The following is a 22,795-nucleotide window of genomic DNA, read 5'->3' as shown; positions in this document are numbered from 1 at the left end:
ATTAGATTGCATATGAACTCTATATGCGATATAGAACACGAACGCAATCTAATTGTGGAGGTGAACGATGAGAGTCAGTCGCGTTCAGGCGGAGGAAAACCGTCAGACGGTGATCAACGTGGCAAGCCGTCTCTTCCGGGAGCACGGCTTCGACGGCATTGGCCTGAAGGACCTGATGGCCGGCGCCGGACTGACCCAGGGCGCCTTCTATAAGCAGTTCGAATCCAAGGAAGATCTGGCGACGCTGGCCGCGCGGCGCGCGTTGGAGGATGCCTTGGGCAAATGGTCCGCCGCCGCCGCTTGCCGACCCGACGATCCGCTCTCGGCGGTGGTCGACTTCTATTTCAGCCAGGGTCATTGCGCCGAGCGGGCGGACGGCTGTCCGGTCGTCGCGCTTGGCTCGGATGCGGCCCGGCATGGCCCTGACGTGCGGGCCTCGTTCGAAGCCGGCATCAAGGAATATCTCGAACTGCTGGGCGGCTGGATCGGCGCGGGCGATGGCGCGCAGCCGGACAAGGCCATGGCTGTTCTCGCGACGATGGTGGGCGCCGTGCTGCTCGCGCGCGCCGTCAATGACAAGCACATGTCGCAGCAATTCCTCAAGGCTGCCGCAGACAGCGTGAGGGCCCAGGCGGCCCCGACCGCTGCCCCGCCCGCTGGCCGCACCAAGTCACGGCAATGACGGTGTCGTCGCCGCGAACGCGCGCGCGTTAGACGGAGGCGGCCATGACGATTGAAGCCATTCCCAGCGCCCCGCCCAGAGCGCTTCTGCGGGTCAGCAAGCACGACGTCATATCTGACCTCCGGCGGGGCCCGCCGGCCCGCTTCCTTCCTTCGGGACACGGGCCGACGGGCCGGCGCGGCCCGTGCCGGGCCGCGCGCTACCCCTTGTGGGCGACTGGAACGGGCTTGGCGTCAGCCGCCCATGCGGCCGGGAAGTCTTCCGCGCGCAAGGCCGGGGAGAATGCCCTGATGTCGTAATCGACAAGGCCGTTCTGGTGGAAAGAGTCCTGTTGAAGCAGGGCATCGAGCTCATGCCGGCTTTCGGAGGTGGCGATGATGATCCCCGCATTGCCCGCCTCCATCGGACCCGCGGCCAGGATGTGGCCCGATTGGATGCAGCGAACCAGCCACGCCTTGTGGCTGTCGAGGTGTGCGGCCACCACGTCCTTGGGCTTCGAATAGGTCAACGTGACAACGTACAGCATGGCGGATCCCTTTTGATGTTGTGCCCCGGATCATCACGCGTCCGGGCGCTGTCGGCAGAGGAAGATCCTCAGGCGGCCAGGACGGACGAGACCAGCGGCGCCACGGCGACGCTCGCGCCGTCCAGGGCAGCCGTCCGCGCTGCGTCCCCGCGGGACAGGTTCTCGGCGCGCAGGAACTGCACGTCCTTGATGCCCATGAAGCCGAGGGCCGCCCTCAGATAGCCCTCCTGGAAATCCAGGGGCGCCAGCGGACCGCTGAGGTAGGAACCGCCCCGGGTCGAGACGACGATCACCCTCTTGCCCGCAACCAGGCCTTCCGGGCCGCTGGCCGTGTAGCGGAAGGTCTTGCCGGGCTGCATGACGCGGTCGAGCCAGGCCTTCAGCTGGGTGGCCACCGAGAAGTTGTACATCGGCGCGCCGATGACGATGACGTCACTCGCAAGGAGTTCGGCCACCAGCGCGTCGGAGCGGCCGTGTTCCTGGCGCGTGGCGGCGTCGAAGTCCGCGAAGGCAATCGGCCTGAAGCCGGCGCCGATGGGCCCGTTCAGATGCGGAATGGCCTCCTCTATGAGGTCATGATAGGCGACGGCCGCGTCGGGACGGGCGGTTCGCAGGCGCGCAACGACGGCTTGCGTGAGAAGCCGCGAGGCGGACGCATCGCCTTGGATGCTTGAGTCGAGATGAAGGATCTGCATGGCGTGTCGCTTCCCTGAGCTGATGGGCTCACGCTACGCCTGCGGTCCGACGTTCCACTAGCCGTCGCTTTGGTATAGATTGTTCCATAGGCAGGACAATCAGGTGGCCCATGGAAGACCTGAACGAACTGGTGATGTTCGCTTCGGTGGCGAGGCACGCGAGCTTTTCCGCGGCCGCGCTTGCCCTCGGCATTCCCAAGTCTCGGGTCAGCCGCAGGATTTCGGATCTTGAAGCCCGCCTCGGCGTGCGGCTGCTGCAGCGATCGACGCGTGTTGTTCAGCTGACCGATACCGGGCGCGACCTGCTGGTGCATTGTGAAGAGATGATCGGCGCGGCCCGGCTGGCGTTCGAGGTCGCCGAACGATCCGGAGAGGCTCCCGCCGGCCGGCTTCGCGTCAGCTGTCCGGTCGGCGTCGCTCACCTGTTCGTGGCCCCGGTGCTCGGCACATTCATGTCCGCCTATCCAGCCGTCCGGCTCGAGCTGGACCTGTCGAACAGGAAGGTCGATGTCATAGCCGAAGGCTATGATGTCGCCATTCGCATTCGCTCGTCGGTGGACGACTCGCAGTTGATGATCCGGCGGCTCGGGCTGAGCGAACAATGGCTCGTCGCCAGCCCGGACCTCGTTGCGAGGGACGGCCCGTTCCTGTCCCCGGACCACATCCAGCACAGGCGGGGGTTGGGCCCGGCGGGGGTGAGAGGGGAACGCAATCTCTGGCATGTCATCATGCCGGACGGGCAGAGGATGGGGATCGAGTATGATCCGGTCCTTGCGACGGACGACATCTATACGCTCGGCCGGGCGGCACTCGCGGGCCTCGGCATCGCGATCCTGCCGCGCAACCTCTGCGGACGGGCCGTGCGCGAGGGGCGCCTGGTGCGGCTGCTGCCCGGCTATCCCATCGCCCCGCATCAGCTCCACGCGATCTTCCCGTCGCGACGCGGTCTCGTTCCCGCTGTCCGGGCCTTCCTCGATTTCCTGGGCACGGAATTGCCCATGCGCACCCGCGACTGGGAGGATGGCTATCGGCCGGGAGCCTCAGGGCGTCATGACGACCTGGAGCTCTGAGGCCGTCCCGCCCGGATCTGTCGAAACAGCGTCATTGACTTGAACCCCCCTTTCTCCTCCGGTCGAGAGAGGCCGAGGGGGATGTGGTCCGGGACCATTTTCTGGACCGCCGGCGTTCCGCGGCGTGATCGGCGGCTTGCCGGATGTCAGGCCGGCGCCAGGGCCTCGTCCACCATCCGCCGCAGCTCCGGCAGGCAGGAGCCGCAATTGGTGCCGGCCTTGAGGCAGGCGCCGATGGCCGCCGTGTCGCGCGCGCCGCCGGCGATGGCGGCGGAAATCGCCCCGCGCGGCACGCCGAAGCAGGCGCACACCAGGGGGCCGCCGGCCGCCCCGTCCCCGGCGCGGCCGGAGAGCACGGCGCGGCGCTCCTCCAGGGCCACCGCATCCAGGGCCAGAAGGCGTGTCCAGGCATCCCAGGCCGGGGCGTCCGCCGCCGGGGCGAGGACGAGGGCGAAGGCGAGCGCGCCGGACGAGGTGAAGGCCGCCGCGCGATAATGCCCGCCAGCCGGGTCGCTGAGCTCCACGAAGCTGTCGGCGCTGCCCATCTCCTGCGCCAGCGTGCGGGCGTGCCCGGCCCAGGCGTCGGGGTCGGACGGGCCGGCGAGCGTCCAGCCGTGGCCGCCCTCCAGCCGCGCCCGCGCCCACAGCAGGCCGGGCGGCGGGGCGAGCCGCGTGCGCGCCACCAGGAAGCCGCGCGCGGCGACCGGGGCGGGGGCGAGGCGCACCGGCGTCGCCTTGGAGTCCGGCTGGCCGGACAGCGGGTCGGTGGCCGGGTGCACCAGCGCCCCGACCCGGCCGTGCGAGGAATTGGCGCCGCTCCAGTGGATCGGCGCGAACACCGTGCCGCGCCGCTGGCCGGCATCGAGCCGCACCTCCAGCACGGTGTCCCCATGCGCGGAGGCGATGCGCGCCGTCATGCCGTCCGCCAGCCCGGCGGTGGCGGCATCGTCGGGATGCACGGTGACGAGCGGCGCCGGAATGTGGCTGCCGAGGCGCGGCGAAAGGCCGGTGCGGGTCATGGTGTGCCACTGGTCGCGGATGCGGCCGGTGTTCAGCAGCAGCGGGAAGTCCGGCGTGGTCGGCGCCGCCGCCACCGGGGCCGGCGCGACGAACCGGGCGCGGCGCGCGGGCGTGAAGAAGCCGCCCTTCGCGAACAGCCGCGCCGTGCCCTGCGGCCCCTCCGGGGTCGCGCGCACCGGCCACTGCACCGGGGCCAGCGTCTCATAGGCGGCATCGGAGAGGCCCGCGAGGCCGGAGAGGTCGAAATCCCGCGTGCCGCCGTTCTCGAAGGCCGAGAGCGCGGCGTGCTCGCGGAAGATCTCGGCCGGCGTCTCATAGGCGAAGGCATCGCCATGGCCAAGGCGGCGGGCCACCTGCGCCAGCGCCCACCAGTCGGGCTTCGCCTCGCCCGCCGGGGCGAGGAACGGCCGCTGGCGGGAGATGCGGCGCTCGGAATTGGTCACCGTGCCGTCCTTCTCGCCCCAGGCGGCGGCGGGCAGCAGCACATGCGGCGCGCCGCCGGCGGTGTCGGTGCCGACCACATTCTCCGACAGCACGAACAGGTCGAGCTTGGCCAGAGCGGCGCGGGCGGCGTCGGCGCGGGGCAGGCTCACGGCCGGATTGGTGCCCATAACCCACAGCGCCTTGATCTCGCCGCGCTCGATGGCGGCGAACAGATCCACCGCTTTGTGCCCCTCGGCGGCGGCGATGTTGGGCGCGCCCCAGAAGCGGCGGACGCGGTCCACCTCCTGCGGCGAAAACCCCATGTGGGCGGCGAGCTGGTTGGCGAGCCCGCCCACCTCGCGCCCGCCCATGGCGTTGGGCTGGCCGGTGAGCGAGAACGGCCCCATGCCCTCCCGGCCGATGCGCCCGGTGGCCAGGTGGCAGTTGAGGATGGCGTTCACCTTGTCGGTGCCGCGCGCCGACTGGTTGACCCCTTGCGAATAGCAGGTGACCGTGCGCTCAGTTGCGCGGAACAGGTCGAAGAAGCGGGCAACGTCCGCCTCCTCCAGGCCGGTGCGGCGGGCGGTGGCGGCGATCGTCGGCGCCTCAAGGCGGGCGGCGGCGAGAACCTCGGCGAAGCCTTCTGTCGCGGCGTCGATGAAGCCGGCATCGAGCGCGCCGGCATCCGCCAGATGCACCAGCAGGCCGGAGAACAGCGCCGCGTCGGTGCCGTGGGCGAGCGGCAGGAACAGGTCCGCCTCGTCCGCCGTGGCGGTGCGGCGGGGATCGATGACCACGATCTTCGTGCCGCGCGCCGCCTTCGCCGCCGCCATGCGGCGGAACAGGACCGGGTGGCACCAGGCGGTGTTGGAGCCGGTGAGCACGATGAGGTCGGCCCGGTCCAAATCCTCATAGGATCCCGGCACGGTGTCGGAGCCGAAGGCGCGCTTGTGGCCGGCGACGGAGGAGGCCATGCACAGGCGCGAATTGGTGTCCACGTGCGCGGTGCCGAGGAAGCCCTTCGCCAATTTGTTGGCGACATAATAGTCCTCGGTGAGCAACTGCCCGGAGAGATAGAAGGCAACAGCCTCCGGCCCGTGCCGCTCCAGCGTGTCCCGGAAGCCCTCGGCCGCGCGGTCGAGCGCCGCCTCCCAGGTGACGCGCTTCAGCGGCCCGTCGCCGGTGCGCGCCATGGGGTGCAGCAGGCGGGTGTCGAGGCCGATGGTCTCGCCCAGCGCCGCGCCCTTGGAGCACAGCCGGCCGAGATTGGCGGGGTGGGCCGCATCGCCTTCGATGCGCGCCCCGCCGAGGCCGTCGGGCGTCGCCTTCACGCCGCAGCCGACGCCGCAATAGGGGCAGGTGGTGGCGGTCGCCTGAGGCGAGGGGAGGGGGGCGTTCATATTGCTGCGCCGGGGCTCAGTAGACGTCGGCCTGGTAGCGGCCGGCCTTCTTCAGCTCCGCCACGAAGCGCATGCCGCCCTCGGCGCCGAGGCCGCCGTGGGTGGCCGCCACCTCCGCCACCGCCGCCTCCACGTCCTTGGCCATGCGCTTGGCATCGCCGCAGACGTAGAAATGCGCGCCGGCCTCGATCCAGGCCCACAGCTCCGGCCCGGCGGCGCGGATGCGGTCCTGCACGTAGATCTTCTCCGCCCCGTCCCGCGACCAGGCGGTGTCGAGGCGCGAGAGCACGCCGGCGGCCTGCATGCCGGCCAGCTCGTCCTCGTAGAAGAAGTCGGTGCCGGAGCGCTGGTGGCCGAAGAACAGCCAGTTGCGGCCGGGCGCCCGGGTGGCCATGCGCTCGTGCAGGAAGGCGCGGAACGGGGCGATGCCGGTGCCCGGGCCGACCATGATGACCGGCTTCTCCGCATCCGCCGGCAGGCCGAAGCCGTGCGCCTTCTGCACATAGGCCTTCATGCGCGTGCCCTCCGCCACCCGCCCGGCGAGGAAGGTGGAGCACACCCCGTGCCGGGTGCGGCCCTGGTGGTCGTAGCGCACCGCGTCCACGGTGAGCGAGAGCCGGCCCGGCGTCGCTGCGGGGCTGGAGGAGATGGAATAGAGGCGCGGCTGGAGCGGCTCCAGGCATTCCACGAACGCCTCCGGATCCGGCCGGATGCCGGGAAACTTCTCCAGCGCCGCCAGCACATCCAAGGTCGCCGCGTCGCCGTCCGGATCGCCGCCGGCGGCGAGCGACTTGGCGGTCTCCTTGCGGGCGCCGCCGGTGATGTAGGAGATGAGCGAGAACAGGGTGTCGGGCGGCGACTTCAGGCACACCTCGCGCGAGAGCACCTCCTCCAGCGTCTTCTCGCCGATGGGGAAGTCGGCCGGGGCATGGAGCGCGGCCAGCACGTCCCGGACAAGCTGCGGATCGTTCACCGGGAACAGGCCGAAGCTGTCGCCCACCCGGTAGTCGAGCCCCGAGCCGGCGAGGTCGAAATCCACGTGCCAGGTCTCCTTCTCCGAACCGTCCTTGTTGAGGCGGAAGCGGCCGAGAAAGATGACGTCGGCAGGGTTTTCGCGGGTGCCGTGCACGACGGAGACGGGCGCGGCCGGCGCGGCCTCAGCGGCGGCGGGCGCAGCGGCAGAGTTAGAGGCGGGGGCGGGCGCGCCGTCCAGCTCGGTGGCGAGCTGCTTCAGCATGCGCAGCGTCTCCTTGCCGCCGGGGGCGCAGAGGTTGAGCTTGCTCTCGGTGCCGGCGGCCAGCGCCTTGGAATAGCTCTCGCAGATATAGCCGCACTGGCCGCAATCCTGCTGCGCCATGGCCGCCATCATGCGCCGGTCGAGCGGCTTGCCGGCGGCGAGCGCCATGCGCTCGTCGAGCGGCATGGCGGCATCGTGCCAGGGGGCGCCGTCATCCTCATCCGCCGGGGCGGCGGGGGCGAGGAGGGCCGCGCCCTCGGCGGGCGAGAGCGCGGTGGCCCCCGCCGGCGTGTCGGCGGAGAAGACGCCGGCGAAGAAGCCGTTGAGCCAGGCCCGCTGCTCGGCCGAGAAGGGCGCGCTCTCGGGCAGGAAGGGCACCATGGGGGTTCGCGTCTGGAGGGTCATGCCGCGCGCTCCGCAACGGTATCGACGAGGGATTTCAGGGCATCGCCGCCGATGCGGCGGGTGAAGGCGGCGAACGGCTCGCCGGGCGCGCGCCCGGCCATCCAGGCGTTGAGCAGGCGCTCGACGAGAACGGGGGCGTCCTCGGCTTTGACCGCCGCGAACAGCTCCTGGGCGATGGCGGCCTCGGTGCCGAAGCCGCCGCCCACCAGGATGTTGTAGCCGTCCACGGTGTCGCCCTCGTCATTGACGGCGACGCGGGCGCCGATGAGGCCGATGTCGCCGATATAATGCTGGGCGCAGCTGTTGTGGCAGCCGGTGACATGGATGTTGACCGGGCTGTCGAGGGCCACGCGCGGCCCGCAATGGGCGCCGATGGCCCGCGCCGTGCCCTTGGTGTCCGCATTGCCGAAGCGGCAGCCCACCGCCCCGGTGCAGGCGACGATGCCGGCCTGGAGCACGTCCGCCTCCGCCGAGAGGCCGAGGGCGGCGACGGCGGCCTTGGCCTGCGTGACGCGGGCATCGGGGATGCCGGAGAGCAGGAGGTTCTGCCACACGGTGAGGCGCAGGTCGCCGTCGCCCATCGCCTGGGCGATGTCGGCGAGGCCGTGCATCTGCGCCACGGTGAGGCGGCCCACCGGCAGGCCGACGCCGATCCAATTCAGCCCCGCCTGCTTCTGCGGCCGCACGCCCAGGTGCGCCATGCGGTCCGGCTGCGGGCGCGGCGCCACCGCCTCCGCCGGCAGGCGGGCGAGCGGGGCGCCGAGCTTCTCCTCCACGGCGGCGAGGAACTTTTCGAAGCCCCAGGCATCGAGCACGTATTTCAGCCGCGCCTTCTTGCGGTCGGTGCGGTCGCCGCTGTCGATGAACACGCGCACGATGGCATCGGCCACCTTGGTCGCATCCTCCGGGCGCAGCACGACGCCGGTGTCGCGGGCGAAATCCTTATGGCCGGTGATGCCGCCGAGCGCGAGGCGGAACCACACGCCGGGCGCGAGCCCGAAGCCCTCCTTCACCGCCACCGCCTGGAAGCCGATGTCGTTGGTGTCCTCCAGCGCGCCGATCATCCCCGCGCCGTCGAACGCCACGTTGAACTTGCGCGGCAGGCCGTACATGGAGCGGGTGTTGAGGATGTGGTGGTGCCACGCCTTGGCGTAGGGGCGGGTGTCCAGCAGTTCCTGCGGGTCGATGCCGGCGGTGGGGGTGCCGGTGACGTTACGGATGTTGTCGCCGCCGGAGCCCTTGGCGGTGAGGCCGAGGTCCACCAGCTTCTCCAAGAGGATCACGCCGTCGGTGGCGGGGATCTCGCGGATCTGGAGGTTGGCCCGGGTGGTCACGTCCGCATAGCCCCCGCCGTGGTCCCGCGCGATGTCGGCGATGCCGCGGACCTGCCAGTGGGTGAGGATGCCGTTGGGCATGCGCAGGCGGCACATGAAGCTGTCCTGCGCCGGGGCGACGTAGAACAGGCCGTGATACTTCCAGCGCAGGATGTCCGGCCCCTTGGGATAGGCGCCCTCGCGCGCCGCCTCCTCCATGCGCGGCCAGGCGTCGAGGCCGTTCTCCTCGCGCTTGGCCTTCTCCTCGGGGCAGAGCTTGCCGCCCTCGGCCTCGGTGCGGGCCATGGCCCTGAGGCTCGCCGCCTCCGGCCCGGTGGGGTCGGAGGGGGCGGGTGCGGGCGCGGCGCCCGGCGCGCGGCCGAGGCGGGCCACCTGGGCGCCGGAGACGAAGCCTTCCAGGTAGCGTTTCTGGTCGGGGGTGAAATCGCCGCTCATGGGTCTCTCCTCACGCGGCCAGCGCCGGGCGCCCGAAGGCAAGCTCGGTGCGCAAAGCGGCGATGGGGGTGCGGTTGGTGATCAGGTCGAGGTAATAGAGGCCGTCCGCCGTGTCGCCGAACAGCACGGCGCCCACCAGCGCGCCGTCGCGGATGAACAGGCGGCGGTAGAGGCCGTGGGCGCGGTCGTTGAGCAGGATGTCCTGCGCGCCCGCGCCGGAGATGTCGCCGGCGGAGAAGACGTGCACGCCGGAGACCTTCAGGTTGGTGGAGATGGTGCTGCCCGGATAGGCCGCGTCCGCCCCGGCGAGGCGCCGGGCCAGCACGCGCGCCTGCTCATAGGCGGGGGCGACGAGGCCGTAGGTGGCGCCGCGATGCTCGGCGCATTCGCCGAGCGCGAAGATGTCCGGGTCGTCGGTGGCGAGGGCATCGTCGATGATGACGCCGCGATTGCAGGCGAGGCCCGCGGCGCGGGCGAGATCGGCGTTGGGCTTCACCCCGCAGGCCATGACCACGAGGTCGGCGGGCAGCACCTCGCCGTCCTTGAGCCGCAGGCCGGTGGCGCGGGTGGTGCCTTCGATGGCGGCGCTATGGGCCTCCAGCCGCACGGTGACGCCGCGCGCCTCCACCGCCTGGCGCAGCAGGCCGGCGGCGGGCATGTCGAGCTGGCGCTCCATCAGCCGGTCCATGAGATGGACGAGGGTGGTCTCGACGCCCGCGCCGGCAAGGCCGGTGGCGGCCTCCAGGCCGAGCAGGCCGCCGCCGATGACCACGGCGCGGCTGCCGGGCCGCGCCGCCGCCAGCAAAGCGGAGACGTCGGCGAGGTCGCGGAAGGTGGTGACGCCCGGCAGGTCGGCGCCGGGCAGCGGCAGGCGGATGGGGTGCGAGCCGGTGGCCAGCACCAGCTTGCCGTAGGCCATGCGCCGCCCGTCCGCCAGCACCACCGCATGGGCGGCGCGGTCGATGGCGGCGACGGGGGTGCCGTAGACGAGGGTCACACCCTGCTTCGCCCACCAGGCGGCGGGCTTCATCTGCAGATCGGCGGCGGGCAGCTTGCCGGCCAGCACGTCGGAGAGCAGCACGCGGTTATAGGCCAGGCTCGGCTCGGCGCCGATCACCGCCACCGCGTAGCGGCCCAGTGCGCGGGCGCTCAGTTCCTCGCAGAGCTTGGCGGCGGCCATGCCATTGCCGACGATGACGAGCGGTTCGCTCATGGGGGTTTCCTCGGGTTCTCTCAGGCGACGGGGGCGGCGTCTGCGGCCGCTTCGATCATCACCGAGGACAGCAGCGTGTAGGCCTCCGCCCAGGCGGCCTTGGTCTCGGGGGTGAAGTCGGGGCCGAGGCCCTGCTCCAGCGTCCACAGCAGCGCCGCGCCCACCGGGGCGTAGTGCTCGGGCCGGACGCCATAGGCCACGTGGCGGCGCGCCAGGGTCTGGGCGGCGGGCACTATGACCTCCAGCTTGGTGAGGCCGTTCACCACCACCGCGAGGGTGGCCATCAGCTTCCGGCCCTGCTCGGCGATGTCGCCCTTGAACAAGGGCTTCACCTCGGGCGCGGTCTCGAACAGCCGGCCGTAGAACAGGCCGGCGGCGGTGTCGGCGATGGGCGCCACCTTGGCGAAGGAGGATTGCACCAGTTCCACTTGGCTCGGGGTCATGATCGGACTCCTGGCTGGGCGAGGACGGGAAACGCTGCGGCACGGGCCGGGCATCCGGTGGGCGCGGGCCCACCGGCGCCGGGGATCAGGCGGCCTCGACGAAGCGGTGGCGCTCGTGGAGGAACTTCAGCACCGCCTCGCGGGCCTTGAGGTAGGTGGGGTTGGCCACCAGCTCCAGGCGCCGGCGGGGGCGGGGCAGGTTGACCTCCAGCACCTCGCCGATGCGGGCGGAGGGGCCGTTGGTCATCATCACGATGCGGTCGGAGAGCAGCACCGCCTCGTCCACGTCGTGGGTGATCATCAGGATGGTGTTGCCGAGGGAGGCGTGGATCTGCATCACGCTGTCCTGCAGGTGCGCGCGGGTCAGCGCGTCGAGCGCGCCGAACGGCTCGTCCAGCAGCAGCACCTTCGGCTCCATGGCCAGCGCCCGGGCGATGCCGACGCGCTGCTTCATGCCGCCGGAGATTTCCGCCGGGCGCTTGTCCTTGGCGTGGCCCATCTGCACCAGGTCGAGATTGTGCAGCGTCCAGGCGTGCCGCTCGGCGCGCGAGCGCGTGCCGGAGAACACCTTGTCCACCGCCAGGCGCACATTGTCGTAGACGGAGAGCCAGGGCAGCAGGGAATGGTTCTGGAACACGACCGCGCGGTCGGGGCCGGGGCTGTTGACCTCGCGATCATCGAGGATGACGCCGCCGGTGGTGGCGGGCGTCAGCCCCGCCACGATGTTGAGCAAAGTGGACTTGCCGCAGCCGGAATGGCCGATGATGGAGATGTATTCGCCCTTGGCGATGTCGAGCGAGACCTCCTTCAGCACCTCGGTGGTGGCGGCGCCGCGGGTGAAGGTCTTGCCGATCTGGCTGAGCTGGAGATAGGCGGGCATGGAAACCTCCTTCAGGACGCAGCGGTGCCGCGGGTGACGAAGCCGCCGACAGCGGCCACGAGACGGTCGAGGACGAAGCCCACCACGCCGATGTAGACGAGGGCGACGATGATGTCGGGCAGGCGGGAGGAGTTCCACGCATCCCAGATGAAGAAGCCGATGCCGACGCCGCCGGTGAGCATCTCCGCCGCCACGATGGCCAGCCAGGAGAGGCCGATGCCGATCCTGAGGCCGGTGAAGATGTAGGGCGCCGCCGAGGGCAGCATGATCTTCCAGAAGAATTCGATCGGGTTCAGCCGCAGCACCTGGGCGACGTTGCGATAGTCCTGCGGGATGTTGCGGATGCCGACCGCGGTGTTGATGATGATCGGCCAGATGGCGGTGATGAAGATGACGAAGATGGCCGAGGGGCTGCTGTCGCGGAAGGCCGCGAGCGCCAGCGGCAGCCAGGCCAAAGGCGGCACGGTGCGCAGCATCTGGAAGATGGGGTCGAGGCCGCGCATGGCCCAGACCGACTGGCCGACCAGCGCGCCCAGCAGCACGCCGACCACGGCGGCGAGGCCGAAGCCCACCGCCACGCGCTGGAGCGAGACCAGCACGCGCAGGCCGAGGCCGATGTCCTGCGGGCCGGCGACGAAGAAGGGATCGACGATCAGATCCTTGCTGTCGGCCCAGATGCGGCTGGGCGGCGGCAGGGTCGCCCCGGCGCCCCGGCACAGCAACTCCCACAGCAGCAGCAGCAGGGCGGCCACCACCAGAGGCGGCAGCACGCTGACGGCGAACCAGTGCAGGGCCGCGCGGGCGCGGGCGGCGACCGGCGTCTTCGGCCGGGCGAGGCGGACCACCTCGGCGGGGGTGCGCCGGGGCGTCTGCGGTGCCTCTTTCAGAGCGGTGACGGACATGGGCTGCGGTTCCATTGCGAGGGCGGCGATCAGACTTCGACGCGCTTGATGCCGAGGCTTTTCAGGTAGGCGGTGGGGTTGGCCGGATCGAAGGTCTTGCCGTCGAAGAAGGTCTCGACGCCGCGCGAGGTGGTGGCCGGGATGTCGGCGGCGGCGACGTTCAGCTCCTTGGCTGCGGCGCGCCACAGATCCTCGCGGTTCACCTTGTCCACCAGGGCCTTGATGTCGGTGGAGGGCTCGAACTTGCCCCAGCGGATGTCCTCGGTGACGAACCAGGCGTCGTGGCTCTTGAACGGATAGGAGGCGTGGTCCTTCCAGAACTTCATGTACTGGTCGGAGCCCTTCACCACCCGGCCGTTGCCGTAATTGATGTCGCCGATGGTGCGGCCGTAGATGTCGGCCACCGGCACGTTGAACCACTGCCTTTTGCCGACGATCTCGGACATCTCCTTCTTGTTCTCGAACTTGTCGCACCACTGCTGGGCTTCCAGCACCGCCATCAGGATGGCCTTGGTGGCGTTGGGGTTCTTGTCCACATAGTCGGCGCGCATGCCGAGCGCCTTCTCGGGATGGTTCTTCCAGATCTCGCCGGTGGTGCAGGCGGTGAAGCCGATGCCCTGGTTGACCAGCTGCTCATTCCAGGGCTCGCCGACGCAGAAGGCGTCCATGTTGCCCACCTTCATGTTGGCCACCATCTGCGGCGGCGGCACCACGATGGTGGAGACGTCCTTGTCGGGATCGATGCCGGCGGCCGCCAGCCAGTAGCGGATCCACAGATCGTGGGTGCCGCCCGGGAAGGTCATGGCGATCTTCACCTCCTTGCCGTCGGCCTTCTTCTTGGCGAAGACGCTCTTCAGGGCGGAGGCATCGGCGGTGACGTTGAGGTCCTTGTATTCGTTGAACACCGAGATGCCCTGGGCATCGAGATTGAGCCGCGCCAGGATGTACATCGGGGTGGGCGCGTTGTTCTGCGTCACCTTGCCGGTGGAGATGAGGTAGGGCATCGGGGTGAGGATGTGCGCGCCGTCGATGCCGTTGGCGGCCCCGCCCAGCACCAGATTGTCGCGGGTGGCGCCCCAGGAGGCCTGCTTCACCACCTCCACGTCGGGCACGCCGTATTTGGCGAACAGGCCCTTCTCCTTGGCGATCACCAGGGGTGCTGCATCCATGAGCGCGATGTAGCCGAGCACGGCCTTGGTGGTTTCCGGGGCCGCCGCATAAGCCGAGGGCACGCCGCCGGGGAAGGCCACGCGGGCGGCCTCGAACAGCGCCGCGGTGCCGAGCGCGGCGGCGCTGCCCTTCAGCAGCGAGCGGCGCGACACGCCGGCGGGGGCAAGGGCCGCGGGGGCGTCGGTGGCAGGCGTGGTCGCGGCGGGCGTGGTCGTGGCGGAACCGGACTTGATCGCGTCGCTCATCATGTTCCCCTGTGGATCGGCATCGAGATCGGCGTGACGGGTGGCAGAAACGAAAAAAGCCGCAGACATCCGGACGGCGGTCTCGCCATCGGTGTCAGCGGCTTTGCTGCGGGTCCCGTCATTGGGACGAATGTCGGGCACCGTCAGCGTTGGCGGTGCACGCCTCTCCTCATTCAAGAGGCGTGCCAAATGGCCGTTTTCGCTAGGGGCTTGTAATTGTTCGAATTTTGTTCCGCCTAAAAGACAGGCAAATTCAAAATTGCGGCCTGCGCATGCAGTATTTCAGAGCAAGTGCCCGCGTTTTGTGCGCTGCGGGAGGGGCGGCGATGTCCGTTTGGCACCCCGTCAAGGATCGCTTTTGGCGCGTTCATGCAGGCTGAGATGGGCGCGGCGCGCGAGAAATCTCCCCGCCGGGTCCGTGCGCAGTGGCGCGGTATCGCTTCTTGTTTTGTGTACACTTTTTGTGTACCTTAAGGCTGCGGGATTTGCCCTGCGTCGCGTGCCGATTTTCAAAGAGGATTTTTAGATGACAGCATTTGAGAAGGGGAAAAAATTGTGGATTTTGAATGGGATGAGAACAAGAGGCAAAAGACCATTGTGGAGCGGGATGTTGACATTCTGCCTGCCGCAGGAATTTTCGAGGGCGAGGTTCTCACGCGCGTCGATGACCGTGCTGACTATGGCGAAGAACGCCTGATCTCAATGGACATGGTTGATGACGAGTGCTTCGTCGTCGTTCACACCGAGAGAAACGGTGCCACTCGGCTGATTACAGCATGGAAAGGAGGTCGCGATGAGCGATCATACTATGAAGCGGGCATCGCTCGCAGAGCTGAAGAAAATGAGGAAGGCGGGTGAGTTTCACCATAATCCTCAAGCTCCCGAAGGTGAAAGCTTGGGGCGTGAATTCTGGGAGAAGGCCATGGTGTCTTCGCCAAAGGAAGCGCCCAAATCGGTGCATCTGAAACTTGATCCAGACGTATTCGAATTCTTCAAGGCGCAGGGCAAGGGGCATCTGACGAAGATGCAGGAGGTTCTGAAGGCCTATGTCGTAGCGCACCGGTGATGGAAGGGCTGGCCTTGTCAGCCGCTCTGGCCCACCACGTGCGGGAGGGCGCCGGCGGAGGAAAAGCCCCTCACGCCCCCGTGGCGAGGAAGGCGTCCTTGTCGAACACCGCGCCGAATTGCGTCGCCACGCAGTCCGGCGCGTGCGGCGGGGTAGGCGGCGTCGGGCCCACGGCGGCGTCGAAGATGTCCGGCCGATAGACGCTGATCGCCTCGCGCGCCGCGTCCGGCGCCCAGTCGCCCTGGTGGGCGGCGACGATCTGGCTGTACATCCACAACGCATGGTCCGGGTCGGGCCGGTTGGCGCCGTCGCGGTGCAGCACCAGATAGTCCGGATGCACCCTGAGCGCCCCGCCCGGCGCGGTGTGGAGGCGCCCGTCCAGGGTGCGGCGGATCAGTTCGGCCGGCAGCGCCAGGTGGCGGGGCTCGCTCAAGAGGCGGGCGAGGTCCGCATGGTTGGCCGGATCCTCGCACCAGGCGGCGGCGGCGTGCAGGGCGCGCACCAGGCGGTGCAGCACCTCGGGCTCGGCATTGGCGAAGCGGGCATGCACGCCCAGCACCTTCTCCGGCACCCAGCCGAAGATCTCCGCCCCCAGCACGGCGATGCGGCCCACGTCCGCGTCCACCGCCACGCTGTTCCAGGGCGAGCCCACCGAGAAGCCGTGGATCAGCCCGTTGCGCAGGCTCTCGGCCATGAAGGGCGGCGGGATGACCACGAGGCGCACGTCGCGGTCGGGATCGATGCCGCCGGCGGCGAGGAAGTGGCGGATGAGATAATGGTGGGTGGAGAAGGTGTAGACCGCCGCGAAGGTCAGCGGCTCCTCGCCCGCCGCCTTGCGCGCCGCCACCACCCGGCCCAGCGCCCGCGCCGCGCCGAGCGCGGTGGACAGGTCCGCGCCGGTCTCGCCCATGGCGGCATAGAGGCTCTTCGCCAAAGTGATGGCGCTGCCGTTGAGGTTGAGCGCGAGCGGCACCACCAAAGGCACCCGCACATGGCCGAGGCCGAGCGAGGAGGCGATCGCCAGCGGGCCCAGCATGTGGGCGCCGTCCAGCAGGCCGACGTTCACCTTGTCGCGGATGTTGGCCCAGGAGACCTCCTTGTGCAGGGCGATCTCGATGCCTTCGGCCATGGCGAAGCCGCGCTCGGCGGCGGCGATCAGCACGGCGGCGTCGGTGAGGGGGATGAACCCCATGGCAAGCCGTCTCATCGCAGGAGCTCCGCGGCGGTGATGATGGACTGGGCGATGTCGACGATGCGCTTCTTCTCGTTCATCGCCGTGCGGCGGAGCAGGCTGTAGGCCTCCTCCTCGCTGATGCCCTTCAGCTTGATGAGGATGCCCTTGGCGCGGTCCACCAGCTTGCGTTCCTCCAGCTGGCTTTTGGCCTCCTCCAGCTCGGCCTTCAGCCGGGCGAAGGCGCGGAAGCGGGAGATGGTGGTCTCGACGATGGGCCGCACCCGGTCCTTGCGCAGCCCGTCCACCACATAGGAGGCGACGCCGGCCTCGATCGCCTGCTGGATGGTCTGGCCGTCCGACTGGTCGACGAACATGGCCACGGGCCGCTTCACCTCGCGCGAGACGTGCAGCATCTGCTCGATCACGTCGCGGCTGGGGTCTTCCAGGTCGATCAGGATGACGTCCGGGTCGACGGCATAGATGCGCTCCAGGAGATTGTGCCGGCCTTCCATGCGCAGCACGTTCACATAGCCCGCCTCGCGCAGGCCCTCGCTGAGGATCGCGGCGCGCACCGGGCTTTCATCGACGATGACGATCCGCAGCAGGAGGTCGTTGGACATGCCAATCCGTGTTCACGCGCGGGGCGGGCGCCCCCGTTCTAGTTTGCACGGACCTGAGGTCCGGGGGGCAAGTTTTTTTGCGGTGCGCTCTCAGGTCGGCGGCAGGCTCGCGGCATAGTCCATGAGCTTCTTGCGCAAGGCGGGGAGCTTGGGCGGCGCCTTCTGGTAGCTCGCCCAGTCGCCGGGCACGGCGGCGAAGATCTCGTCGCGCAGCGCCTTGGCCCTGGGATCGCTGGCCGCCCGGCCGTCCAGCCATTGCAGGAAGCGCAGATCGGTGATGCCGTCGCCGGTGGCCAGCACCATGGCGTCCACGGTCGGCACCTTCTGGCAGCGGTCGGCGGTGAGCGGCAGGAACATGAAGTCCGGCTCGCGCCCGTCGGTGGGGTCGGAGGGGTCGGCGGTGGCGGCCCGCGCGTGCCACTGGATGTAGCCTTCCGCCCCCACCCGCCAGAGCAGGAAGCCGGCGGCGGCCTCGATGTCCGGCATGTTGTAGAGCCAGGGCGAGATGCCCTGCGCCCGCATGTCGGCGAAGTCGCGCGAGGAGACGCCGTAGCCATTGTTCACCAGCACGGTGTCGAACAGCTTGAGGAAGGGCTTGTCCTTGATGTCGTTGAGCTGGCCGGCGATGCGCGCCTTGGGCGCGAACAGCCGGATGGCGTCGCGCAGGCGGGTGAGGTCGGCCATGGGGTTGGCGAGATTCTGCGGCTCGTCGGCGATGGACCACAGCGGCAGCGGCAGGCCGGCGGCGGCGAGCGCGGCCTCGGTGGCGGCGACGTTCTCGCCCATGCCCTGCATGCCCACCTTGTCCACCAACAGCTTCACCGAGACATAGTCGAAGAAGGGCGGCGAGAAGCCGGCCGCCTTGGCGAGGCGGGTCTGCTCCAGATAGCGCCCGCGCTGCTCGGCGGTGGGGGTCACGAGGTCCGGCGACAGGCCGGTGAGGCCGAAGCGGCGCAGCGCGCGCAGGTCGCAGGCCATCAGCCGGTCGGAATTCTGCGGCGTCGGTGGGAACCAGAAGTCCGGGTTGGGCGCGGCCATGTAATAGCCCACCGGCGTGGTGGTGGGCGGCAATGCCAGCGGGATCACGTCCACCGTGGCGGTGGCCTCCACGCTGTGGCCGGCGATGTCCACGGCCAGCGCCACCGGCAGCGCGCCGGACGCGCCCTCCGGCACGGTGAAGGTGACGGTGAGCCGGCGCGGGATGCCGGACAGGATGCGCATGCGCGAAAGGTCGCCCTCCAGCACGTCGGAGGTGATGGACAGCGAATTCTCGCCGCCGCCCCGGCGCATGTAGGTCCACTTGCCCCAGCGCACCTCGCCGGTGACGCCCTCCGGCAGCTTCAGGGCCACCTGCGGATAGAGGTCGTCCTGGTCGGAGAAGGCGAGGAAGTCCACCGAGACCACCTGCCCGCGCAAAGCGTTGAGGCGGGCCTCCACCGGCAGCGTCTCGTCCCAGAACGGATGCTGGCTGCGCGCCGTGCCGGGCGGGATGACGCGCAGCGTCACGCCCTTGGCGAGCTTGGGGTCCACCGGCTTGTCCACCAGCGGCCAGCGCTCCAGGTAGCGCTCCTTGCGCCACTTTTCGACCGCCTCGGCGGCGGCGTTGGTGGCGCCGGGCGCGATCACCATGGCGGCGATATAGCCGTCATTGGGCGGCTGGTCGGAGGCAATTTCCACCGTGATCTTGCCGTCGATCACCGGCACGGTGGCGGTGACGAGCCCGGCGCGGCGGGCGGCGTAGACCTCCCACGGGCCGCCATCCAGCATCGCCTCGGACCACAGGCCGCGATGGAACACCTCGTTCACCCACTGGTCGGGGGTGAAGTCCTCCTTCAGCGCCACCTGCCCGTTGATGATGAAGCTGCGGTGCAGGGAATGCGGAAAATATTCCCATTCGCCCTGGTCCTCGGTCCACAGCGAGACGGTGGCGGTGGTGCTCTTGGTCCAGGGCACGGTGATGGTGCGCACGCCGTTGAGGCCGGAGGACAGCAGCGGGTCGTTCTGGGTGCGCACCAGGTCGCGCCCGCCGCCGCCGAGGCGGGGGTCGCCCTTGGTCACGGTCTCGAAGCCGGGCACGGAGACCTCCGGCGGGCCGAAGCGCAGGCCGAGCGCGTCCTTGGGCAGTGGGCTGCCGCCGGCCACATGCACGTCGCCGAGGCGGATGGTGCCGTCGCCGTCGCCCAGCGAGATCACGATGCGCGACACCTGGGTGCGGTCGAGCCGCGTCTTGCCCGGCGTCACCCAGGAACTGACCGGCGAGCGGAAGGTGAAGGGGCCGGGCGGCACCGTCACCGTGGTGTTGACGCGCGAGTTCCAGTTCTTGGAGGCCGCGTCGTCGATGCGCAGATAGACGGTGATCGGCTTGGCGTTGGTATTGGTGCCGGAGACCACCAGTTCCTGGTCCTGGGCGAAGGCGATGGGGGGATAGAATTCCTGCTCCGCCGTGGTGGCGGCGCCCTTCAGCCAGGACTGGCCGAGCTTGGCCTCGTTGGTGGGCGAGAGCGGTTGCCCGGCGCGCGCCTCCAGCTTCACGCTGGCGATGCGGGCGGGCGGCAGGTTCTCCGGCGTGAAAATGATGATGCGGGTGATGGCATTGATGTCCATCGCCCTCTTGTCCTGCGTCATCAGGCCCTTGAACGGCACCACCCATTCGAACGGGCCGGGCGGCACCACATTGACCGCGCCGAAGCGCGAGCTCCAGTCCTTGGAGCCGGCGTCGTCGATGCGCAGGTCCAGCTCCAGGAAGTCGCTGGAGGTGTTGGTGCCGGTGATGACCAGGCTGTCGCCGGCCAGGAAGGCGCGCGGCGGCTTGAAGTCCGCCTCCAGCGCCTGGGCGGTGGTGGCGTTGGCGAACAGGGTGCGGCTGTCGGTGGCGGCGGCCGGGGCGGGCGCGGAGGCCGGGGCGAGCGCGGACTGGCTCTTGCGGGCCAGCGCCCGCTCGATGCGCTCGACCGAGAGCTTCTCCCAGATGTCCGGGCGGAGCACGGCGATGCCGAGCACCACGCTGGCCACCACGCCGAGCATGGCGCCCCAGGCGAAGCCGCTGAGCCACAGGCGGATGTTGCGCATGTCCCCTCTCCCGCAGGGGCGTCCCCGCCCCCGCCGGGCCGCCCCCTGGCTTCGGCTCTAGACCATCGGCCGGGAAAGGGGAAGGTGGCGGCCGCAACCGGAGGTGGCCGGGGCGCACCCGCCGGGCGAGGCCGCGCGGTTCCGCCGGGGCGTCCTGCGCGGGTTGCCCGCAAGGGTGCCCTCCGGCGGTCGCTGCCGGCGGTGTGCGTGGGTCCGCCCCGCCGGGCCTGCGCCGCCATTGGGCTCGGCGTCGTCGGGCTCGGCGCCATTGGGCCGGCGCCATGGGCCTCGGGCCTGCCGTGGCCCGCGGGGGAGGGGAGGAGCCGATTCGGGCCGGTTTCGGCCCCGGTCCGTTCCCGTCGTCCGCAGCGTGTCCCGAAGCGGGACGAGGGCTTTCCGAGAGCGCGATCCGATCAGATTGAATCAATCTGATCGGTGAATCGCCCTCCAATTTGATGAGAGAGAACGTTTTGCCGTTCAGATGGCGATGCCATTTGAACGGAACGTGCTCTACGACCAGGCGAAGGTGAGCGGCGCCTCGCGGAAGGCGAAGCGGTCGAGATGGCTGGCGACGACGCCCTTCAGCGCCTCCACCTGCTCCGGCGCGCTGCCGGCGATCTCGCACACCAGCACGTCCGGTTCGGCGGTGAGCGTCACCACCGCCGGGCCGGGCCAGTCGGCGCCGCGCGCATCGCGCGGGAAGGTGATGGCGCAGGTGCCCTCGCCGAAGGCGACCTCCAGCTTGTGCGCCCAGTGCTTGCCCAATTGCTGGAGATAGCCGCCGCCCTTGAGGGTCGGCACGCGCGCGATGGTGGAAAAGCGCACCGGGGTGGATGTGTCCATGGAATGATCCCTGCCTGAAGCCCCACCACCGATGTTAGATAGGCCGGCGGCGGGCGGCGTCAACGCGGCCGGCGCAAAGTGTCCAAAAGCGGCGCTTGCCGGCGCCGGTGTCTCGCTCCGGGATCGATCGGCGGCGCTGCGGCCTTGCGGCAAGCCGCTGTCCCGCACGCAGGGAAGAGGTTCCGGGCCGATGTCGATTGGCCTTCAATGCATGAAGGGAGATCGTTTGCCCCTTCAGTGGCGCTTCGTCTGACGTGGCGTCCGGGGCATCCCTGTCGTTGACGAAAACTAGGAAACTGTGATGTGGTGTCCTTTGTCCTAGGACAGAGGACAGAGGACAGGCAGTATGAACGGAATGAAAAGTCAGGACATCGTCGTCCTGCTAAAGCTCGTGAGCCTTCAGGAGCAGGAAGAGCTGGAGGGCCTGGGGGATGTCGGATTGAGCCTCAAGGGTGAGACGCCGTATTCCGTGCGCGGCCTTGAAGCCCTGCTCGGCATCAGCAAGACCGAGATCAACGGCGCGATCAGGCGCAGCCTTTCAACGGGGCTGGCGATCAAGGACCGCCGGTCCGGTCGGCCAAATCCTAACCGGCGCAATCTCCATGGTTTCATCGTCCACGGCCTGAAATATGTGTTCCCCGCGAAACCCGGCGGCATGACGCGCGGCACCGCCACGGCCTTTGCCGCGCCGATGCTCAAGGGCCTGCTGATAAGCGGCGGCGAGTACATCTATGTCTGGCCATCTGCCGAAGGGAGCGACATGGGGCAGTCCGTCCAGCCCTTGTTCAAGAGCGTCCCGCAAGCCGTGCGGAAAGATGACCGGCTGTATGAGTATCTCGCCCTCGTCGACGCGATCCGGCTTGGAAATCAGAGGGAGGCAGCACTGGCCGGGAACCTGCTTGCCGAAAGACTGTTGCGCAAATGACCGTCCGAGGCCAGTTGCTCCAGATGTTGCGAACCGTTGCCGAAGCGCTGGGAAGCGACCTTCGTGAACGGCTGGTGTTCGTGGGCGGCTGCACGACCGCCCTCTTCATCACCGATGAAATCACGCTTGAAGGCGTGAGAGCAACGGACGACGTGGATCTCATCGTAGATCTTGCAGGATACGCTGCATGGGCGGAGATGCAGGCGAAATTGCGTGAGAAGGGATTTGCGGAGTCGCACGAGGACGCCGTCATCTGCCGCATGCGGCTCGGTGGCCTCAAGGTCGATTTCATGCCCGATGACCCAGCGATTCTCGGTTTCGCGAACCGCTGGTATGCGAAAGGAATCGAAACTGCGGTCACCCATCCACTCACCGGCACTCTCGACATACGCCGGCTGGCGCCAGAGCTGTTCGTGGCGACAAAGCTGGAAGCGTATCTCGGTCGCGGTGGGGGTGATCTGCTCGCAAGCCATGATCTGGAAGACATCCTGCTGGTCGTGGATGGTCGGCCGGAAATCGTGGCGGAGGTCCTGGCGGCGGATGATGACATTCGACAGTTCATTGCCGAACAGTTCACCGCTCTGCTTCAAGACAGCAGTTTCGACCATTTTCTCGAAGGCAATATCCGCGGGCCGCAAGGGCGCTCCGATATCGTTCGAAGGCGCTTCGAGGCCATGAGTGCGGCCGGCGACTGATGGGGATCTAACGTCAGGCGGCAAAATTAGAAATGGAGACCCGTTCCCCGTTCACAGGACGGTGCCATTTGGGCGGAACGTGCTCTAGGTGGTGTGGACAGTTACCTGATCCACAGGACGATGGCAGCGATTGTGACGATGGCGAGGTAGTTTCGCGCGGTCTTCTCGAAGCGGGTCGCGACACGCCTGAACTGCTTGAGCTTGGAGAAGCAGCATTCGATCAGGTGGCGCTGAGCGTAGAGGTGCCTGTCGAGGCTATGCTTCCTGGCGCGGGATGGATTGGACGGGATGACCGCCTGCGCGTTCCTTGCCGCGATTGTGGC

At 69.0% G+C, this 22,795-nt stretch carries 21 protein-coding genes; 6 read left to right on the top strand and 15 right to left on the bottom strand.

Annotated elements, in window-relative coordinates:
• The first annotated feature begins 67 nt into the window (after positions 1–67).
• Entirely contained in the window at positions 68–682 is a 615-nt protein-coding gene (locus YU1_RS0118405) for a TetR/AcrR family transcriptional regulator (RefSeq protein ID WP_029005340.1), read from the top strand.
• Positions 683–881: 199 nt separating this feature from the next.
• Here YU1_RS0118405 and YU1_RS0118395 read toward each other — a convergent pair whose 3' ends face one another.
• Together YU1_RS0118395 and YU1_RS0118390 are read right to left on the bottom strand one after the other, a co-directional pair.
• On the bottom strand, positions 882–1,208 hold the full coding sequence (locus YU1_RS0118395) for a YciI family protein (protein WP_029005339.1): 327 nt from the start codon (positions 1,206–1,208) through the stop codon (positions 882–884).
• A gap of 68 nt (positions 1,209–1,276) precedes the next feature.
• Positions 1,277–1,903 (bottom strand): FMN-dependent NADH-azoreductase, encoded by a 627-nt coding sequence (locus tag YU1_RS0118390; protein ID WP_029005338.1) that lies wholly within the window; start codon positions 1,901–1,903, stop codon positions 1,277–1,279.
• 110 nt (positions 1,904–2,013) lie between these two features.
• Here YU1_RS0118390 and YU1_RS0118385 point away from each other — a divergent pair, with 110 nt between their 5' ends.
• Complete coding sequence (locus tag YU1_RS0118385; protein WP_029005337.1) at positions 2,014–2,973, top strand: LysR family transcriptional regulator; 960 nt, start codon at positions 2,014–2,016, stop codon at positions 2,971–2,973.
• Between the two features lie 146 nt (positions 2,974–3,119).
• Here YU1_RS0118385 and YU1_RS0118380 read toward each other — a convergent pair whose 3' ends face one another.
• From YU1_RS0118380 to YU1_RS0118345, 8 genes are all read right to left on the bottom strand, one after another.
• Positions 3,120–5,816: a nitrate reductase gene (locus YU1_RS0118380; protein ID WP_029005336.1), complete on the bottom strand. Its 2,697-nt coding sequence runs from the start codon at positions 5,814–5,816 to the stop codon at positions 3,120–3,122.
• Positions 5,817–5,832: 16 nt separating this feature from the next.
• Complete coding sequence (locus tag YU1_RS0118375; protein ID WP_029005335.1) at positions 5,833–7,458, bottom strand: sulfite reductase subunit alpha; 1,626 nt, start codon at positions 7,456–7,458, stop codon at positions 5,833–5,835.
• Positions 7,455–9,227, bottom strand: coding sequence for a NirA family protein (locus YU1_RS0118370; RefSeq protein WP_029005334.1), 1,773 nt, complete (start codon positions 9,225–9,227; stop codon positions 7,455–7,457). The genes YU1_RS0118375 and YU1_RS0118370 overlap by 4 nt, the downstream gene beginning before the upstream one ends.
• A 10-nt stretch (positions 9,228–9,237) precedes the next feature.
• A complete protein-coding gene (locus YU1_RS30095) occupies positions 9,238–10,440 on the bottom strand; it encodes an NAD(P)/FAD-dependent oxidoreductase (protein ID WP_051357012.1) in 1,203 nt (400 codons plus the stop codon).
• A 20-nt stretch (positions 10,441–10,460) separates the two neighbouring features.
• Positions 10,461–10,883 carry a globin family protein gene (locus YU1_RS0118360; protein WP_029005333.1) on the bottom strand — a complete coding sequence of 141 codons (423 nt, stop codon included), beginning with the start codon at positions 10,881–10,883 and terminating at the stop codon, positions 10,461–10,463.
• A gap of 85 nt (positions 10,884–10,968) precedes the next feature.
• The gene (locus tag YU1_RS0118355; protein ID WP_029005332.1) at positions 10,969–11,763 is read right to left on the bottom strand and encodes an ABC transporter ATP-binding protein; all 795 of its coding nucleotides are present in this window, start codon (positions 11,761–11,763) and stop codon (positions 10,969–10,971) included.
• A gap of 11 nt (positions 11,764–11,774) precedes the next feature.
• The gene (gene ntrB / locus YU1_RS0118350) at positions 11,775–12,665 is read right to left on the bottom strand and encodes a nitrate ABC transporter permease (protein WP_029005331.1); all 891 of its coding nucleotides are present in this window, start codon (positions 12,663–12,665) and stop codon (positions 11,775–11,777) included.
• A gap of 29 nt (positions 12,666–12,694) precedes the next feature.
• The gene (locus YU1_RS0118345) at positions 12,695–14,080 is read right to left on the bottom strand and encodes a CmpA/NrtA family ABC transporter substrate-binding protein (protein WP_029005330.1); all 1,386 of its coding nucleotides are present in this window, start codon (positions 14,078–14,080) and stop codon (positions 12,695–12,697) included.
• 555 nt (positions 14,081–14,635) lie between these two features.
• Here YU1_RS0118345 and YU1_RS32810 point away from each other — a divergent pair.
• Together YU1_RS32810 and YU1_RS0118335 are read left to right on the top strand one after the other, a co-directional pair.
• The gene (locus YU1_RS32810; protein ID WP_084539964.1) at positions 14,636–14,938 is read left to right on the top strand and encodes a BrnT family toxin; all 303 of its coding nucleotides are present in this window, start codon (positions 14,636–14,638) and stop codon (positions 14,936–14,938) included.
• Positions 14,874–15,146: a BrnA antitoxin family protein gene (locus tag YU1_RS0118335; protein ID WP_198018976.1), complete on the top strand. Its 273-nt coding sequence runs from the start codon at positions 14,874–14,876 to the stop codon at positions 15,144–15,146. Before YU1_RS32810 ends, YU1_RS0118335 begins: the two co-directional genes overlap by 65 nt.
• A gap of 70 nt (positions 15,147–15,216) precedes the next feature.
• Here YU1_RS0118335 and YU1_RS0118330 read toward each other — a convergent pair whose 3' ends face one another.
• From YU1_RS0118330 to YU1_RS0118315, 4 genes are all read right to left on the bottom strand, one after another.
• A complete protein-coding gene (locus YU1_RS0118330; protein WP_245263375.1) occupies positions 15,217–16,338 on the bottom strand; it encodes a CmpA/NrtA family ABC transporter substrate-binding protein in 1,122 nt (373 codons plus the stop codon).
• 11 nt (positions 16,339–16,349) lie between these two features.
• Positions 16,350–16,940 carry an ANTAR domain-containing response regulator gene (locus tag YU1_RS0118325; RefSeq protein WP_029005327.1) on the bottom strand — a complete coding sequence of 197 codons (591 nt, stop codon included), beginning with the start codon at positions 16,938–16,940 and terminating at the stop codon, positions 16,350–16,352.
• A gap of 90 nt (positions 16,941–17,030) precedes the next feature.
• A complete protein-coding gene (locus tag YU1_RS0118320) occupies positions 17,031–20,009 on the bottom strand; it encodes a hypothetical protein (RefSeq protein ID WP_029005326.1) in 2,979 nt (992 codons plus the stop codon).
• Between the two features lie 510 nt (positions 20,010–20,519).
• On the bottom strand, positions 20,520–20,852 hold the full coding sequence (locus YU1_RS0118315; protein WP_051357011.1) for a DUF2218 domain-containing protein: 333 nt from the start codon (positions 20,850–20,852) through the stop codon (positions 20,520–20,522).
• A 355-nt stretch (positions 20,853–21,207) separates the two neighbouring features.
• Between YU1_RS0118315 and YU1_RS0118310 the strand changes: the two genes are divergently transcribed.
• Positions 21,208–21,777 (top strand): hypothetical protein, encoded by a 570-nt coding sequence (locus tag YU1_RS0118310; protein ID WP_029005324.1) that lies wholly within the window; start codon positions 21,208–21,210, stop codon positions 21,775–21,777.
• The gene (locus YU1_RS0118305) at positions 21,774–22,472 is read left to right on the top strand and encodes a hypothetical protein (protein WP_029005323.1); all 699 of its coding nucleotides are present in this window, start codon (positions 21,774–21,776) and stop codon (positions 22,470–22,472) included. The genes YU1_RS0118310 and YU1_RS0118305 overlap by 4 nt, the downstream gene beginning before the upstream one ends.
• A 101-nt stretch (positions 22,473–22,573) precedes the next feature.
• Here the strand turns inward: YU1_RS0118305 and YU1_RS0118300 are convergent.
• A partial coding sequence (locus YU1_RS0118300; protein ID WP_029005322.1) for an IS5/IS1182 family transposase occupies positions 22,574–22,795 on the bottom strand: 222 nt, incomplete at its 5' end.

The sequence above is a fragment of the Azorhizobium doebereinerae UFLA1-100 genome (assembly GCF_000473085.1).
GTDB lineage: Bacteria > Pseudomonadota > Alphaproteobacteria > Rhizobiales > Xanthobacteraceae > Azorhizobium > Azorhizobium doebereinerae.
The sequence above is the reverse complement of the archived record's forward strand: the minus strand, read 5'-3'. Positions and strand labels throughout refer to the sequence as shown.

Excerpts from the sequence above, each read along its gene's own strand:
- YU1_RS0118335 (WP_198018976.1), top strand. The coding sequence starts at position 14,874 with ATGAGCGATCATACTATGAAGCGGGCATCGCTCGCAGAGCTGAAGAAA.
- YU1_RS0118310 (WP_029005324.1), top strand. The coding sequence starts at position 21,208 with ATGAAAAGTCAGGACATCGTCGTCCTGCTAAAGCTCGTGAGCCTTCAG.
- YU1_RS0118345 (WP_029005330.1), bottom strand. The coding sequence starts at position 14,080 with ATGAGCGACGCGATCAAGTCCGGTTCCGCCACGACCACGCCCGCCGCG.
- YU1_RS0118305 (WP_029005323.1), top strand. The coding sequence starts at position 21,774 with ATGACCGTCCGAGGCCAGTTGCTCCAGATGTTGCGAACCGTTGCCGAA.
- YU1_RS0118355 (WP_029005332.1), bottom strand. The coding sequence starts at position 11,763 with ATGCCCGCCTATCTCCAGCTCAGCCAGATCGGCAAGACCTTCACCCGC.
- YU1_RS0118370 (WP_029005334.1), bottom strand. The coding sequence starts at position 9,227 with ATGAGCGGCGATTTCACCCCCGACCAGAAACGCTACCTGGAAGGCTTC.
- YU1_RS0118385 (WP_029005337.1), top strand. The coding sequence starts at position 2,014 with ATGGAAGACCTGAACGAACTGGTGATGTTCGCTTCGGTGGCGAGGCAC.
- YU1_RS0118380 (WP_029005336.1), bottom strand. The coding sequence starts at position 5,816 with ATGAACGCCCCCCTCCCCTCGCCTCAGGCGACCGCCACCACCTGCCCC.
- YU1_RS0118395 (WP_029005339.1), bottom strand. The coding sequence starts at position 1,208 with ATGCTGTACGTTGTCACGTTGACCTATTCGAAGCCCAAGGACGTGGTG.
- YU1_RS0118315 (WP_051357011.1), bottom strand. The coding sequence starts at position 20,852 with ATGGACACATCCACCCCGGTGCGCTTTTCCACCATCGCGCGCGTGCCG.
- YU1_RS30095 (WP_051357012.1), bottom strand. The coding sequence starts at position 10,440 with ATGAGCGAACCGCTCGTCATCGTCGGCAATGGCATGGCCGCCGCCAAG.
- YU1_RS0118375 (WP_029005335.1), bottom strand. The coding sequence starts at position 7,458 with ATGACCCTCCAGACGCGAACCCCCATGGTGCCCTTCCTGCCCGAGAGC.
- YU1_RS0118360 (WP_029005333.1), bottom strand. The coding sequence starts at position 10,883 with ATGACCCCGAGCCAAGTGGAACTGGTGCAATCCTCCTTCGCCAAGGTG.
- YU1_RS0118390 (WP_029005338.1), bottom strand. The coding sequence starts at position 1,903 with ATGCAGATCCTTCATCTCGACTCAAGCATCCAAGGCGATGCGTCCGCC.
- YU1_RS0118330 (WP_245263375.1), bottom strand. The coding sequence starts at position 16,338 with ATGGGGTTCATCCCCCTCACCGACGCCGCCGTGCTGATCGCCGCCGCC.
- YU1_RS0118320 (WP_029005326.1), bottom strand. The coding sequence starts at position 20,009 with ATGCGCAACATCCGCCTGTGGCTCAGCGGCTTCGCCTGGGGCGCCATG.
- ntrB (WP_029005331.1), bottom strand. The coding sequence starts at position 12,665 with ATGTCCGTCACCGCTCTGAAAGAGGCACCGCAGACGCCCCGGCGCACC.
- YU1_RS0118325 (WP_029005327.1), bottom strand. The coding sequence starts at position 16,940 with ATGTCCAACGACCTCCTGCTGCGGATCGTCATCGTCGATGAAAGCCCG.
- YU1_RS0118405 (WP_029005340.1), top strand. The coding sequence starts at position 68 with ATGAGAGTCAGTCGCGTTCAGGCGGAGGAAAACCGTCAGACGGTGATC.